Consider the following 14,609-nt stretch of genomic DNA (forward strand, 5'->3'; position numbering starts at 1 on the left):
GCGTGCGGTTAGGTGGCCTGCAAGGTCAGCGGCGGGCCCGGGTCCGGCGACAGCGGCACGTTCTCGCGCTGCATCAGCCAGCCGGCGATGTTGTGGAACAGCGGAGCCGCCGAGTGGCCCGGCGTGCCGTCCGCGTTGCGCTCCGGGTTGTCCATCATGATGCCGATGACATACCGGGGGTTGTCGACGGTGGCCATCCCGGCGAACGTGATCCAGTAGACGTTGTCGAAATAGCAGCCGCAGGCGGGGTTGATCTGCTGAGCGGTACCGGTCTTGCCGGCCATCTGGTAGCCCGTCACCGCGGCGGCCGGACCCGTGCCCTGCTGGTAGCCCATCGGATCGTGTTGCACGACGGCACGCAGCATGTTGCGCACGGTCTGCGCCGTCTGCGCCGACACCACGCGCACACCGTCCGGGCGCGGTTCGTCGGTCCGCGTGCCGTCGGGCGCGATGGTGGCCTTGATGATCCGCGGCGGGATCCGCACCCCGTCGTTGGCGATCGTCTGGTACATGCCGGTCATCTGCAGCAGCGTCATCGAAAGACCTTGCCCGATAGGCAGGTTGGAGAAGGTGCTGCCCGACCATTGGTCGATCGGCGGCACCAGCCCGGCGCTCTCCCCGGGCAGGCCCACGTTGGTGCGCTGCCCGAGTCCGAACTTGCGGACCATGTCATAGAAGCGCTCCGGGCCAACCCGCTGCGCGAGCATCAACGTGCCGACGTTGGAGGACTTTCCGAACACACCCGTGGTGGTGTAGGGCATCACGCCGTGGTCCCAGGCGTCGTGGATGGAGACCCCGCCCATCTGGATCGAACCGGGGACCTGCAGCACCTCGTCCGGATTGGACAGGCCGTACTCGATGACCGACGAAGCGGTGATCACCTTGTTCACCGAGCCGGGTTCGAATGGCGAGGACACCGCCAGGTTGCCCAGCTGTTTGTCGCCCTGCCGCCCGATGTCCTGGGAGGGGTCAAAGGTGTTGTCATTGGCCATGGCCATCACTTCGCCGGTCTTCGCGTCGAGCACCACGGCCGAAACATTGTGCGCGCCAGATGCATTCTTGGCCTGCTGAACCTGCTGCTGCACATAGAACTGGATGTCGTCATCGAGGGTCAGCTGCACCATCGAGCCGTTGACCGCCCGGTGCCGGTTGCGGTAACTGCCGGGGATGACCACACCGTCGGATCCGCGGTCATAGGTGACCGAACCGTCGGTTCCGGATAGTACGGAGTCCATGGCCTCTTCCAGCCCCAGCAGCCCGTGGCCGTCCCAATCGATGCCGCCGACGATGTTGGCGGCCAACGATCCGCCCGGATACTGGCGCAGATCCTGGCGTTCGGAACCCACCTCGGGGAATTTGTCCGAGATCGCGCTGGCGACAGCGGGATCGACGGCGCGCGCCAAATAGACGAAATTCTCGTCGCTTTGCAGCTTCTTCAGCAGGGTCGCCGAATCGGGCTTGTTGCCCAGGCGGCCCGAGACGTCCTTGGCGATATCCCGCATCCGCTGTTGCGGGTCGGGGGCGGCCGAATTCTTGGCTTTCGCCTCCTCCAGCTGCTTGTGAATGCGTTTCGGCTGAAAGGTCAGCGCACGCGACTCGATGGTGAAGGCCAGTTGATCCTTGTGGCGGTCGATGATACTGCCGCGCACCGCCTTTTCCACATCGGTGACCTTGAGTTGTCCGGCGGCCTGGGCGCGCAGCGATGGAGCGTCGGTCACCTGCAGGACGAACAACTGGGCGCCGGCAACCAGCATCAACACCAGGATGACGATGTTGCCGGCGCGATGACGGAAAACGAACGAGCTGCCGCGACTGGCCAATTGCGCGATCTGACGGGTGCGCCGGTCCCGCGCCGAGTGCCCCGCGCCCGCCGGCTCGGGCCGCTGTGCTCCGCGGGCATCCTTGGGCTGCTTGGCTTTTCGGACTCGCTTCGGTTCCCGAACGTCGCGACCCTGTTCGGCTTGCTGCGATTTCGCGCGGCGCTTGGGTTGCCGGACGCCGTTGCCCTCCAAGTCCTTACGGGGACCACGCGTCGGGCGTGCCGCCTGCGAGCGGCGTGCCCGCGGGGAATCGCCGCGGCTCACCTGGGGGCACCTGGCGCCGTACCGGCGGGCCCGGGCAGGACGCCGGTGCCCGGTTGCGGCATCGGGGCGGGCGCCGGAGCGGCGGGGACGATCGGCTGGGGGCTGGCGGGACGGCCCAGCTGCACGGGGACCGGAACCTCCGGCGACAGGGGTGCGGGCAGCTGTCCAGGCGCCGGAATGGGCAGGCCGCCCAAGGGAATCGGCACCTCGGCGGGTACCGGAGGGGCCGCGGGCATGGCCGGCATCGGCAGGCCCGGCGTCGGCAGCGCACCGGTTACCGGCCCACCGGGCATGCCGGGCAGCGCACCGGTAACGGGCCCGCCTGGCATGCCGGGCAGCGTACCGGCAGCGGGCGCGCCCGGCGCACCAGGCGCGCCGGGCACCGGCGGAACTGCCGGCGGGAAGTGCTGGCCGCCCACCGTCGAGGCCCCGTCGGGTGCGCGCAGCAGCGCTTCGGGCCCGGACCTGGCCGGGGCCGGGCCGCCGGGGACCGGTTCGAGCCGCATCGGAACCTCCGCGGCAGGCGCGGCCGGCTTCGGGGGCTGCGGCGCTTCGTCGGGGAGCTTGGTGTTCAGCGGCGGCGGCGGAACACCGTCGGCCGGCTTGGGGGTGCCCACGACCACCCAGTTCCCGGACGGGTCCTGGACCAGGTGCGCGGTGTCTCTGGTGGGGATCATGCCCTGCTTGCGGGCGGCCTCTGCCAGCGCCGGCGCGGCTTCGGCCTCGCGGACGTCGCGCTCGAGCGCCTCCTTCTGCTGCTGCAGCAGCCGGGTCCGCTCGCGGGCGTGGCTCAACTTGTAGGAGCGTTCGGCGGAGTCGGTGGACAACCACAGCGTGAGCCCAAGCCCGACGCCGAGCGCACCGATGACCAACACGACGAACGGAACCTTGCTCGCGAGTGTGCGCGGGCGCAGGTCGATCGATGCGAGCCGGATTGCCAGCCGCTCGGTCAGCCTGGGACGAACAACCTTGGGCGCCTTGGCTTTCCGTGCTTTGGCCCGCGCCTTGGCCTGGCTGGTGTTCTTGGCCCGCGCCGGCCGCTCGACCGGCCGGGCGACGGGGCTGGTCTGCGGTCCGGACTTGGGCGCGCGGGTTTCACGGGTGGGCGCCGAGGTCTTGGCGCCGCGGGTGCGCCGCGCCGCACCGGATTCCGGTGCCGGACGCCTGCCCCGTCGGCCAGAAGCGTCGCGCGCGCCCCGGCGGTCGCCGCCACCGCGCCGTTTCGCCGTCTCGCGGTCCGCTTTCATCAATCGCCTTTCCCGGTAGCCTGCTGTGATTCGATTCGTTGCAGAGCCCGTAATCGCACCGCGGCGCTGCGCGGATTTCGTTCGATCTCGGTGGCGTCGGCGCGTCCAGCACCCTGTGTCAGGGCCTGGAATCGCGGCTGGTGGCCGGGAAGTTCGACCGGCAGGTCCACCGGGGTACGGGAGGCGACCGCCTGGGTGAACAACCGCTTGACGATCCGGTCTTCCAGCGATTGGTAGGCCATCACCACGATGCGCCCGCCGACCGCAAGCGCGTCCAGGGCCGCCGGAAGCGCGCCGCGCAGCGAGTCCAGTTCGTCGTTGACCGCTACCCGCAGCGCCTGGAAGGTGCGCTTGGCCGGGTGCCCGCCGGTGCGCCGGGCCGCGGCCGGAATCGCTTCGTAGAGCAGGGCTACCAGGTCCGCGGTGGACGTGAACGGCTGGCGGGCACGCCGGCGCACGATGTGTGCGGCGATGCGCCGCGCGAACCGCTCCTCGCCATAGCGGTGCAAGATGTTCGCCAGCTCCGCCTCGTCATAGGTGTTGAGGATGTCGGCCGCGGTCAGCGGTGCTTGCGGGTCCATCCGCATGTCCAGCGGCGCATCCTGGGCGTAGGCGAAACCCCGTTCGGCGCGATCCAGCTGCATGGAGGACACTCCGAGGTCGAACAGCATTCCGTCGACCGATTCGGTTGCGGCATATCCGGATTCGGTCAGCGCCGAGGCGACCCCGTCGTAGCGGGTGTGCACCAGCGTGACGCGGTCGGCAAATCGCGCCAACCGTGATCGGGTGATGTCCAGGGCGCTGGGGTCGCGGTCGAGTCCGATCAGCCGCAGCCCCGGCAGGTCGGTCAGGAACCGCTCCGCATGCCCGCCCGCGCCGACGGTGGCATCGACCAAGGTCGCTCCCGTCCCGTCCGGGTGTCGGCGGGTCAATGCGGGCGTGAGGAGCGAGACGCAACGCTCCAGCAGGACGGGCATGTGCCCGAAATCTGAATTGTCTGCCACCGCAACGCCTCCCCGGATTCGCCGGCACCCGTCGACCGCGTGGGCCCGTACCGTCCGTGCGTGCCGGAAAAAGTGCGGCGCCCCTGCATCGAGGTCCCTGTCCGAAAGCGCGAACCTGGCGTTGGGGAAGTACGCCAGGGTCGGTTCGGGCAGAGGCCACGTTGCACGGGCATGCGCCTCAAATGATGTCGCCGAGTGCTTCATCGCTGGCCGCGGAGAAGTTCTCTTCGTGGGTCTGCTGGTAGTCCTGCCAGGCCTGCGCGTCCCAGATTTCGAGGTAGTCGACCGCGCCGATCACCACGCAGTCCTTGGACAGGCTCGCGTAACGACGGTGGTCGGCCGACAACGTGATGCGGCCCTGGGCGTCGGCATGCTGCTCGTCGGTGCCGGCGGCGAGGTTACGCAGGAACGCCCTGGCGTCGGGGTTGCTCCGCGAGGCCTTGCTCGCCCGCTGGGCCAGTTGCTCGAATTCCGCCCGCGGGTAGACGGCGAGGCTGTGGTCCTGGCTCTTGGTGACCATCAACCCCCCTGCCAGTGCGTCACGGAACTTGGCGGGCAACGTCAGCCGCCCCTTGTCGTCGAGTTTGGGCGTGTAGGTGCCAAGAAACACCAGCTCACCTCCCGTTCGAGGTCACCCAAACACTGTCGCCACCATACCCCACAATCACCCACTTCGCCCCATTAACCGAGTGTCGTCGTGGCGTTTTTCGGGTTATCCGTCGTCACGGGCTCCACAGCGCGACACAGGGGGCGTGTCGGGCGCTTCCCCAGGCATGCTGCAGGGCTGCAGAATCAGCGTATCTATCAGGGAAAACGCCGCGGGTGGGGCGTAGTGGGGAACCTGAGTGGGGCCCAGTGGGGCTCAGGCGCGGCCCCCGCACCTCGGTTAGGGTTCGAATGAGTCGCAAAACGGCATCGACGATTGCGCCGGGGTCAGCCAGACGGCCGGAACCTGCGACGATGGCAGCGCCGCCGGCATCGGACCTGGAAGAAAAGCAAAACGGGGCAGCCCGTGGCTACCCCGCGCGTGCAGATCGGCGCTAGTTGTCGAAGCGGCGGCGGAACCGATCCTCCATGCGACTGGTGAAGGAGCCGCCGCCTTTGTTGCGGCGCTGGCGCAGCGAGCCGGGCGTCGAGCCGGAATGGTCTGACCTGCCCGACAACCGGGGGCCGGTGATGCCGAACACCACTCCGCCAAACATGACGATGAACCCGAAAATGCTGAGAATGGGGACGCTGCCACCGATCCAGGTGGCCTTGAACGCCACCCCGGAAACCAGCATCGCCAAACCGACGACGAACAGCGCCACACCCTGCAGACGCCGGCGGGCCGTGGGCGCGCGAAACCCGCCGCCCCGGACGCTTGACGCGAATTTGGGATCTTCGGCGTAGAGAGCGCTCTCGATCTGATCGAGCATTCGCTGCTCATGATCGGAGAGTGGCATTCGTCCCTCCTTGCCGACAATGTGGCACGTGACTATCGGTAGCACGCGGATGCCCGTTGCACGGGCAACTAATTGAATGATACGAGGTCAATCTGCCCCATACCACTGGTTCCGCGCCGATTCTATCCCGGCCGGATCGGGGCACCCCGCCAGACCGGAACGCCCGTGCGGTACAACCGGCTTCCCGAACCGGGGTGGTTCGGCGGTTCGGTGCCACGACCGCTCGTCGGGCCGCGGTGCGGGGGTCCGATAATGATCGATAGCAGCCTGGTCCCCGACGACCACAGCACGACGAGCACCGCATGACTCTGATCACCGGATGAGGAGGGCACCGCGAGTTGGCGATATTCCTCATCGATCTGCTCCCGCACGATATGGAGCGTCGCCTCGGGGACGCCCTGGGGGTGTACGTCGATGCGATGCGATACCCGCGGGGCACGGAGCAGCAGCGCGCCGCGATGTGGCTCGAGCACATCCGTCGACGCGGCTGGCAAGGCGTTGGCGTCGTCGAAGCCGAGGTAGCCGACGATGAGAACACGCACCCGCCCTCGTCGGAAGATCTGACCAGCGCACCGTTACTCGGCGTCGCCTACGGCTATCCCGGGGCGCCCGGGCAATGGTGGCAGCAGCAGGTCGTGCTGGGCATGCAGCGCGGCGGCTCGCCGCCCCAGGAGATCGCCCGGCTGATGAACAGCTATTTCGAGTTGACCGAGTTGCACATCCATCCCCGCGCCCAGGGCCGCGGCCTCGGCGAGGCGCTGGCCCGTCGGCTGCTCGCCGGCCGCGCGGAAAAGAACGTGCTGCTGTCGACGCCGGAAATCAATGGTGAGCCCAACCGCGCCTGGCGGTTGTACCGGCGGCTGGGTTTCACTGACATCATCCGCCGCTACCACTTCGCCGGCGACCCGCGCGCGTTCGCGATCCTGGGCCGCGAACTGCCCCTGTGACGCCGCGGAACTCGGGGCGCATCGGGAGCCTCACTGCGGTGTGGCGCGTATTTAAGTGGCACACCTGATCTGGCACGATGACCTGGTGCGCGCCAGCCCTCCCCCCGTCCGCGGCCGAGGCGTCCGAGCCCCCCGGGCTCGACGAAGCCGTTTCGTGGCCATCGCGATGTTGCTGCTGGTGGTGCCGCTGGCCACCGGGTGCCTGCGGGTCCGGGCCTCGCTCACCATCTCCCCCGACGACCTGGTGTCCGGCGAGATCGTCGCCGCCGCGAAACCCAAGACCCCCAAGGACACCGGCCCCCAGCTGGACAGCAACAACCTGCCGTTCAGCCAGAAGGTGGCGGTGTCGAACTACGACAGCGACGGCTACGTCGGCTCCCAGGCGGTGTTCTCCGATCTGACGTTCGCCGAGTTGCCGCAGCTGGCCAACATGAACTCCGACGCCTCCGGCGTCAACCTGTCGCTGCGCCGCAACGGCAACCTGGTGCTCCTGGAGGGCCGGGCGGATCTGACCTCGCTGACCGATTCGGAGGCGGATGTCGAGCTGACCGTCGCCTTCCCGGGCGTGGTGACCTCCACCAACGGCGACCGGGTCGAGCCCGACGTGGTGTCGTGGAAGCTCAAGCCGGGCGTGGTGAGCACCATGACCGCCCAGGCCCGCTACACCGACCCCAACACCCGTTCTTTCACCGGCGCCGTGGTGTGGCTGGGCATCGCGTCCTTCGCGGCCGCCGGCGTGGTGGGGCTGCTGGCGTGGGTCAGCCGCGACCGGTCACCGCGGCTCACCGCACCGCGCGATCAGCCGCCGCCCAGCTAGCCCTGCTGAGCCGGTGACCAGTACGCGAGCATCTCCGCGAAGGTCTGGAACGCCGGACCCGAAATCCCGTAGGTCGCCTCGAGGTGGATGCTCAGCGGGAAGCCGAGCTCGGCCACCCCGTCGATGACGCGCTTGTAGAGGTCGACCATCAGCCGGCGCTTCTGGGGCGGCTCGCTGGCGGCGAGGTTGCGGACGAACTCCTGCTCGGCGGCCACGGCGGCGTTGCCCGGGTCCTGGATGAGCCAGTTGATCAGCCCGACGCGGCCTTCCATCTTCGGCACGAAGCCGAAGGACAACAGGACCTCGGGCCGGTGATCGGTTTCCTTGGCGAACTCGCTGAGGAAACCCACGATCGCATCGGAGTACAGCAGCTGGGTCATGCCGTAGGTGGCGCCCTGGTCGCACTTGAAGTTGAACCGGCCCTGCTCCCCGTCGCGGGTGGGGATCAGGATCACGCCGCGGTTGCTCACCAGCTCGCGATAGATCGACAGGGCGTCGGTCGGGGCGACGCCGGAGCCCTCACCGTCGTTCATGGTGCGCGGTACGCCGACGAAGACCACGCCTTCCATTCCGGCCGAGGACAACTCGGTCAGCCGGCCCCGCAGCGACGGCTCGTCCATGAACGCGGTGACCTGCGTGCACAAGCCCTTGATCCCCGGCAGCTCCGGCTTGACGACCGACCAGAAGTCGAGCACATCCAGCTTGGGCTTCATCGGAACCGGGCGGTCGTCGTCCTCGGCGATGATCCCGGGGATCATCACGTGCCGGATCCGGCCGTCCAGACCGGCCTCGGCCGAATGCCGCACCACTTTCTGCGCCTCTTCGAGTGCCCGCTCCCGACCTTCGTCGGCGTTGGGGGGCACCAGCTCGAGCGCAATGGTGTTGAGGGTCACGCGGCTTCTCTCCGTCCAACGACTATTGGCCTGGGGCGTCCTCTGGCCGCGCATGACCCGCGCGGGCCCCAGCGCACCCGCAAGCATAGGGGCGGGTTAGTGAGGCAGTCGAAGCAACTGGGTGCGCGCGGCGACGTCATGGGCAACGCAACCCGGGCGGCGCGACGAATACACTGGTCGGGCCTGGAACACCCAGCGAGCCGAGCAGAAAGGGGCGCCGCGCTGAGCCGGAAAGCAACAGCAGCAGCGGCAACCGTCGAGTTGACCGGCGCCATCACCGAACAATTGCGGCGGTATTTGCACGACCGGCGCGCCGAGACCGCTTACATCGGTGAGGACTACAGCGAGCTGATCGCTGCGCTCGAAGATTTTGTGCTGGGCGGCGGTAAGCGGCTACGCCCCGCCTTCGCCTATTGGGGTTGGCGCGCGGTGGCCGCCGACGCTCCCGATGAGCAAGTGCTGCTGCTGTTTTCCGCACTCGAGTTGCTGCACGCCTGCGCCCTGGTGCACGACGACGTGATCGACGACTCCTCCACCCGGCGGGGACGGCCGACCACCCACGTTCGTTTCGCGACGCTGCATCGCGACCGGCGCTGGCAAGGCTCGCCGGAGCGGTTCGGCATGTCGGCCGCCATCCTGCTCGGTGACCTCGCCCTGGCCTGGGCCGACGACATCGTCTTCGGTGTCGACTTGACGCCGCAGGCACAGCGGCGCGTCCGCCGGGTGTGGGCCAACATCCGCACCGAGGTGCTCGGCGGGCAGTACCTCGACATCGTCGCCGAGGCCAGCGCCGCCGCCTCGATCGCATCGGCGATGAACGTCGACACCTTCAAGACCGCCTGCTACACCGTGTCGCGACCGCTGCAGCTCGGGGTGGCCGCGGCCGCCGACAGACCCGACGTCCACGACATCTTTAGCCAGTTCGGCACGGATCTCGGGGTGGCGTTTCAGCTACGCGACGACGTCCTGGGCGTGTTCGGTGACCCGGCGGTGACCGGCAAACCGTCCGGGGATGACCTGCGATCGGGCAAGCGCACGGTGCTGCTGGCCGAGGCGGTGGAGCTGGCGGAGAAGTCAGACCCGTTGGCGGCCAACCTGTTACGGAGCTCGATCGGAGCCCCGCTGACCGACGCGCAAGTGGATCAGCTGCGCGACGTCATCGAGTCGGTGGGCGCCCTGGCCGCGGCCGAACAGCGAATCGCCACGCTCACCCAGCGGGCGCTGGCCGCGCTGGCCGCCGCACCCATCAACACCGCGGCAAAAGCGGGCCTGTCCGAATTGGCCAAGATGGCCACCAACCGGTCCGCATGAACCGATGACGACACCTACCGACACCCCGGACGCCGACTCGGCTGCAGCTAAACCGTCTCGCGGAGAATGGTTTTCGCGACTGAAGACGTTCGTGGCCGCCGACGACTCCCGTCCGGCAAAACTCGGCTTGCTCGGATCGGTGTTGATCACCCTGGGCGGACTGGGGGCGGGCAGCACCCGCCAACACGACCCGCTGCTCGAATCAATTCACATGTCCTGGCTGCGTTTTGGACACGGCCTGGTGCTGTCGTCGATCGTGTTGTGGGCCGGCGTCGGTCTCATGCTGATCGCCTGGCTGGGTCTGGGCCGCCGGGTGCTGGCCGGCGAAGCGACCGAGTTCGTCATGAAGGCCACCACCGGCTTCTGGCTGGCGCCACTGCTGGTGTCGGTGCCCGTCTTCAGCCGGGACACCTATTCGTATCTGGCGCAGGGCGCACTGCTGCGCGACGGCCTGGATCCCTACGCCGTTGGCCCGGTCGCCAATCCAAACATCTTGCTGGACAACGTCAGTCCCATCTGGTCGATCACGACCGCGCCCTACGGTCCGGCGTTCATTCTGGTCGCCAAGCTCATCACCGTCATCGTCGGCAACAACGTGGTGGCGGGAACCATGTTGCTGCGGCTGTGCATGTTGCCCGGTCTGGCGCTGTTGATCTGGGCGACCCCTCGATTGGCGCGCCATTTGGGCGCTGACCCGTCGATCGCGTTGTGGATCTGTGTGCTCAACCCGCTGGTGCTCATCCATCTGATGGGCGGAGTGCACAACGAGATGCTGATGGTGGGTCTGATGGCCGCCGGCATCGCGCTGACGTTCGGCGGCCGCCACGTCGCGGGCACCGCGCTGATCACGGTCGCCATCGCGGTCAAAGCGACCGCCGGCATCGCGCTGCCCTTCCTGGTCTGGGTGTGGGCGCGGGATCTGCGCGGCCGACGCGGATATCCGCCCGTGCGAGCGCTTCTCGCGGCCACGGGGGCGACCCTGCTGGTCTTCGCCGTGACGTTCGCGGTCTTGTCGGCGGTGGCCGGCGTCGGGCTGGGGTGGCTGACCGCGCTGGCCGGATCGGTGAAGATCATCAACTGGCTGACCGTGCCGACGGCGGCGGCCAACCTGATCCACGCGATCGGCAGCGGGTTGATCCCGGTGAGCTTCTATCCGATTCTCCGCGTCACCCGGCTGGTGGGCATCGCGATCATCGCGGTCTGCCTGCCGCTGCTGTGGTGGCGGTTCCGTCGTGACGACAAGGGCGCGCTCACCGGCATCGCGTACTCGATGCTGATCGTGGTGCTGTTCGTCCCGGCCGCGTTGCCGTGGTACTACTCGTGGCCGCTGGCGGTCGTGGCCCCCCTGGCCCAGTCACGGCGCGCGGTGGCGATCATCGGTGGGCTATCGACCTGGGTGATGGTGATCTTCAAACCCGATGGCTCGCATGGTATGTACTCGTGGCTGCACTTCTCGCTGGCCACCGCGTGCGCGCTGACCGCCTGGTACACCCTGTACCGGGATCGTCAGCCGCCGGCCGAGCGGACCGCGGTCAACGCCGGTTAATCGACGGGCTCAGCAGGCCATCGCCTGCGCCCGGCGCACGACTTCCCTGGCCTGGTGGGCATGCAGCGCGTCGACGGGACGGGCATTGCTGATCGCGTCGCGGCTGCCGTCCCGGGTCACCGTCAACGACGGGTCCGGGGTGAACAACCAGCGCACGATCTCGGTTTCGTGGTAGCCGCCGTCATGCAGGATCGTCAACAATCCCGGCAGGCTTTTGACCACCTCGCCGGATTGGGTGAAGAACACCTGCGGCACCACCACGCCCTCGCCGCGCCGGATCGCGAGCAGATGGCCCTCCCGGAGTTGTTGGTGCACCTTGGTAACCGGGACTCCGAGCAATTCGGCGACCCGCGGCAGGTCGTAGATCGGCTCGTCGGGCTCTAGCACATCGTCGCCGGCAGGAATACTGCTCATCCGCGCAAGTGTAAGCCTTGATACGCGCCTTGAACCCGGGTTCTACCGCCCAATCACAGCGTCGCACCTACGATGGCCCCGTGGCCCAAGCTCATCCGCCCGGCCGGGCCGTTCCGTCTCGTCGGCGGGCCGAAGCCGGGGCGGCGGACCCGTTGGACAACGCCGTGCTGGACGGCCGTTATCTGATCCAGGCCAAGATCGCCAGCGGGGGCACCTCAACGGTGTACCGCGGTCTCGACACCCGGCTCGACCGTCCCGTCGCCGTGAAGGTGATGGACTCTCGCTATGCCGGCGACGAGCAGTTCCTCACCCGGTTCCAGCGCGAGGCCCGCACCGTTGCGCGGCTGAAGGATCCCGGGCTGGTCGCGGTCTACGACCAGGGCTCCGACGCGCGGCACCCGTTTCTGGTGATGGAGCTCATCGAGGGCGGCACCCTGCGCGAGCTGCTGGGCGAGCGCGGACCCATGCCGCCGTATGCCGTGGCGGCGGTGCTCCGTCCGGTCCTCGGCGGGCTGGCCGCCGCGCACCGGGCCGGCCTGGTGCATCGCGACGTCAAGCCGGAGAACGTGTTGATCTCCGACGATGGCGAAGTGAAGATCGCCGACTTCGGGTTGGTTCGTGCCGTCGCTGCCGCCGGAATCACCTCTACCAGTGTAATTTTGGGCACCGCGGCGTATCTGTCGCCCGAACAGGTGCGCGACGGCGACGCCAGCCCGCGCAGCGACGTCTACTCCGCGGGCATCCTCGCCTACGAGCTGCTGACCGGGCACACCCCCTTCACCGGCGACTCGGCGCTGTCGATCGCCTATCAACGGCTGGACACCGACGTGCCGGCGCCCAGCGCGGCCATCGACGGCGTGCCCGCGCAGGTCGACCAATTCGTGCAGCGGGCGACGGCCCGCGACCCGGCCGGCCGGTACGCCGACGCGTCCGAGATGGGCGCCGATCTCGACGCGATCGCCGACGAGCTTGCGCTGCCGGACTTTCGGGTGCCGGCGCCGCGCAACTCCGCGCAGCACCGCTCGGCGGCGCTGCATCACAGCCGGACGAGCCGGCACCCGGCGCAGCAACCCGGGCCGCCCGAGCCGGTGCGCCACCCCACCCGCCAGCTGACCCGGGGCCCCGAGGACTGGCCGGAACCGCAGCGCCCGGCGCCGCCCGAGGCCGAGCCCGACGATGACAACGAATATGAGCCTGTCACAGGCGAATTCGCCGGGATTCCGATCAGCGAATTCGTGTGGACGCGCCAGCACAATCGGCGCATGGTGCTGGTGTGGGTGGCGCTGGTGCTGGCGCTCAGCGGACTGGTCGCGACCGCGGCGTGGACCATCGGAAGCAACCTCGACGGACTGCTCTAGCTTCTTTGCGAGCGTGCGCAGTTGTACGGCCGTGTCGTCATGCAGACACACACGCTCACGAGCAATGAAACTCAGTCGCGCAGCATCTCGGCGACCAGGAACGCCAACTCCAGCGACTGCTGGGTGTTCAGCCGTGGGTCGCACGCGGTCTCGTAGCGGCCGACCAAGTCGGTGTCCGAAATGTCTTGCGCCCCACCAAGACACTCGGTGACGTTCTCGCCGGTGATCTCGACGTGAATGCCGCCGGGATGGGTGCCCAGCGCGCGGTGGACCTCGAAGAAGCCCTGCACCTCGTCGACGATGCGGTCGAAGTGCCGGGTCTTGTAGCCGTTGGACGACTCGTGGGTGTTGCCGTGCATGGGGTCGCACTGCCAGATCACCTGGTGGCCGGCGGCCTGGACCTTCTCCACGATCGGCGGCAGCAGGTCGCGCACCTTGTTGTTGCCCATCCTGCTCACCAACGTCAGCCGGCCGGGCTTGTTGTGCGGGTCGAGCCGCTCGACGTATTCGACGGCGAGCTCCGGGGTGATCGTCGGGCCGATCTTGACGCCGATCGGGTTGGCGATCACCTCCGCGAAGGCGACGTGTGCGCCGTCGAGCTGGCGGGTCCGCTCGCCGATCCACACGGTGTGCGCCGACAGGTCATACAGCTGGGGCTCGCCGCTGTCGCTTTCGGACAGGCGCAGCATCGACCGCTCGTAGTCGAGCACCAAAGCCTCATGGCTGGCGTAGATTTCGGCGGTCTGCAAGTTGCGGTCGGCCACCCCGCAGGCGCTCATGAAACGCAGACCGCGATCGATCTCGGTGGCCAGCGCCTCGTAGCGGGCACCCGCCGGCGATGTCCGGACGAATTCGCGGTTCCAGTCGTGAACCCCATGCAGCGACGCCAACCCCGAAGACGTCAGCGCCCGAACCAGATTCATCGCCGCGCTGGCATTGGCGTAGGCACGCACCAGCCGCGACGGATCGTGCTCGCGCACCGCGGCGTCCGGGGCGAAGCCGTTGATCATGTCGCCGCGGTAGGACTTCAACCCCAACGCGTCGACGTCGGCTGAGCGTGGCTTCGCGTATTGCCCCGCGATGCGGGCCACCTTGACCACCGGCAAGCTCGAGCCGTAGGTCAGCACCACCGCCATCTGCAGCAGGGTGCGCACGTTGCCGCGGATGTGGGGTTCGGTGTTCTCGGTGAACGTCTCGGCGCAGTCACCGCCCTGCAGCAGGAACGCCTCACCCCTGGCCACCTGGGCCAGTTGCTCTTGTAGCCGGACGACTTCCGACGGCACCGTGACCGGCGGCACGCTCTCCAGGACCGTGCGCATCGCCGACGCCTGATCGGCGGGCCAGCTGGGTTGCTGGGCGGCCGGCTTGGCCAGGGCGGCGTCCAACCGCGCCCGCAGATCGGTCGGCAGCGGCGGCAGCGGCGGCAGCTGGTCGATCGGTATGTCGACGGTCCAGTTCATCGGTCCATCGTAACCGGGGCGTGGACGCCCCTGGTCAGGGCTGATCAGCGTGAACGCCGTCGATCTGGGCTCGATCGCCTCGG

The 14,609-nt window shown here is 68.4% G+C and carries 13 protein-coding genes; 5 read left to right on the forward strand and 8 right to left on the reverse strand.

Annotation, left to right across the window (positions count from 1 at the left end; all coding sequences use genetic code 11):
• Window positions 1-8 precede the first annotated feature (8 nt).
• The 5 genes from A5775_RS21230 to A5775_RS21250 all read right to left on the reverse strand — a co-directional run bounded on the left by A5775_RS21230 (window position 9) and on the right by A5775_RS21250 (window position 5,780).
• On the reverse strand, window positions 9-2,084 hold the full coding sequence (locus tag A5775_RS21230) for a penicillin-binding protein 2 (RefSeq protein ID WP_067256743.1): 2,076 nt from the start codon (window positions 2,082-2,084) through the stop codon (window positions 9-11).
• Window positions 2,081-3,331, reverse strand: coding sequence for a hypothetical protein (locus tag A5775_RS21235; RefSeq protein ID WP_067256745.1), 1,251 nt, complete (start codon window positions 3,329-3,331; stop codon window positions 2,081-2,083). The genes A5775_RS21230 and A5775_RS21235 overlap by 4 nt, the downstream gene beginning before the upstream one ends.
• A complete protein-coding gene (gene rsmH / locus A5775_RS21240) occupies window positions 3,331-4,539 on the reverse strand; it encodes a 16S rRNA (cytosine(1402)-N(4))-methyltransferase RsmH (RefSeq protein ID WP_156660794.1) in 1,209 nt (402 codons plus the stop codon). Before rsmH ends, A5775_RS21235 begins: the two co-directional genes overlap by 1 nt.
• The gene (gene mraZ, locus A5775_RS21245; protein ID WP_067256747.1) at window positions 4,514-4,945 is read right to left on the reverse strand and encodes a division/cell wall cluster transcriptional repressor MraZ; all 432 of its coding nucleotides are present in this window, start codon (window positions 4,943-4,945) and stop codon (window positions 4,514-4,516) included. Before mraZ ends, rsmH begins: the two co-directional genes overlap by 26 nt.
• Window positions 4,946-5,375: 430 nt before the next feature.
• Window positions 5,376-5,780 carry a DUF3040 domain-containing protein gene (locus tag A5775_RS21250; protein WP_067256749.1) on the reverse strand — a complete coding sequence of 135 codons (405 nt, stop codon included), beginning with the start codon at window positions 5,778-5,780 and terminating at the stop codon, window positions 5,376-5,378.
• Window positions 5,781-6,118: 338 nt separating this feature from the next.
• Here A5775_RS21250 and A5775_RS21255 point away from each other — a divergent pair, with 338 nt between their 5' ends.
• Window positions 6,119-6,727, forward strand: a complete 609-nt coding sequence (locus tag A5775_RS21255) for an N-acetyltransferase (RefSeq protein ID WP_067256751.1) — start codon at window positions 6,119-6,121, stop codon at window positions 6,725-6,727.
• A gap of 166 nt (window positions 6,728-6,893) precedes the next feature.
• Window positions 6,894-7,544 (forward strand): DUF3153 domain-containing protein, encoded by a 651-nt coding sequence (locus tag A5775_RS21260; RefSeq protein ID WP_067256805.1) that lies wholly within the window; start codon window positions 6,894-6,896, stop codon window positions 7,542-7,544.
• Here A5775_RS21260 and A5775_RS21265 read toward each other — a convergent pair.
• A complete protein-coding gene (locus A5775_RS21265; protein ID WP_067256753.1) occupies window positions 7,541-8,437 on the reverse strand; it encodes a mycobacterial-type methylenetetrahydrofolate reductase in 897 nt (298 codons plus the stop codon). The genes A5775_RS21260 and A5775_RS21265 overlap by 4 nt on opposite strands.
• Window positions 8,438-8,698: 261 nt before the next feature.
• Between A5775_RS21265 and idsA2 the strand changes: the two genes are divergently transcribed.
• Window positions 8,699-9,748, forward strand: a complete 1,050-nt coding sequence (idsA2, locus tag A5775_RS21270) for a bifunctional (2E,6E)-farnesyl/geranyl diphosphate synthase (protein WP_067256755.1) — start codon at window positions 8,699-8,701, stop codon at window positions 9,746-9,748.
• A 4-nt stretch (window positions 9,749-9,752) separates the two neighbouring features.
• Complete coding sequence (locus A5775_RS21275; RefSeq protein WP_067256757.1) at window positions 9,753-11,294, forward strand: alpha-(1->6)-mannopyranosyltransferase A; 1,542 nt, start codon at window positions 9,753-9,755, stop codon at window positions 11,292-11,294.
• A 9-nt stretch (window positions 11,295-11,303) separates the two neighbouring features.
• On the opposite strand, the gene A5775_RS21280 is transcribed toward A5775_RS21275, so the two are convergent.
• On the reverse strand, window positions 11,304-11,708 hold the full coding sequence (locus tag A5775_RS21280; RefSeq protein WP_067256759.1) for an Rv2175c family DNA-binding protein: 405 nt from the start codon (window positions 11,706-11,708) through the stop codon (window positions 11,304-11,306).
• Window positions 11,709-11,788: 80 nt separating this feature from the next.
• Here A5775_RS21280 and A5775_RS21285 point away from each other — a divergent pair, with 80 nt between their 5' ends.
• The gene (locus A5775_RS21285; protein ID WP_197512804.1) at window positions 11,789-13,066 is read left to right on the forward strand and encodes a protein kinase; all 1,278 of its coding nucleotides are present in this window, start codon (window positions 11,789-11,791) and stop codon (window positions 13,064-13,066) included.
• Window positions 13,067-13,137: 71 nt separating this feature from the next.
• Here A5775_RS21285 and A5775_RS21290 read toward each other — a convergent pair whose 3' ends face one another.
• Window positions 13,138-14,526, reverse strand: a complete 1,389-nt coding sequence (locus A5775_RS21290) for a class II 3-deoxy-7-phosphoheptulonate synthase (protein WP_067256763.1) — start codon at window positions 14,524-14,526, stop codon at window positions 13,138-13,140.
• Between the last annotated feature and the right edge of the window lie 83 nt (window positions 14,527-14,609).

Origin of the sequence: Mycobacterium sp. 852002-10029_SCH5224772, assembly GCF_001667315.1 — a bacterium.
Lineage (GTDB): Bacteria > Actinomycetota > Actinomycetes > Mycobacteriales > Mycobacteriaceae > Mycobacterium.

Coding starts and splice junctions, on each gene's coding strand:
- A5775_RS21235 (WP_067256745.1), bottom strand. CDS start 3,331: ATGAAAGCGGACCGCGAGACGGCGAAACGGCGCGGTGGCGGCGACCGC.
- rsmH (WP_156660794.1), bottom strand. CDS start 4,539: ATGAAGCACTCGGCGACATCATTTGAGGCGCATGCCCGTGCAACGTGG.
- A5775_RS21250 (WP_067256749.1), bottom strand. CDS start 5,780: ATGCCACTCTCCGATCATGAGCAGCGAATGCTCGATCAGATCGAGAGC.
- A5775_RS21260 (WP_067256805.1), top strand. CDS start 6,894: ATGTTGCTGCTGGTGGTGCCGCTGGCCACCGGGTGCCTGCGGGTCCGG.
- A5775_RS21275 (WP_067256757.1), top strand. CDS start 9,753: ATGACGACACCTACCGACACCCCGGACGCCGACTCGGCTGCAGCTAAA.
- A5775_RS21280 (WP_067256759.1), bottom strand. CDS start 11,708: ATGAGCAGTATTCCTGCCGGCGACGATGTGCTAGAGCCCGACGAGCCG.
- A5775_RS21290 (WP_067256763.1), bottom strand. CDS start 14,526: ATGAACTGGACCGTCGACATACCGATCGACCAGCTGCCGCCGCTGCCG.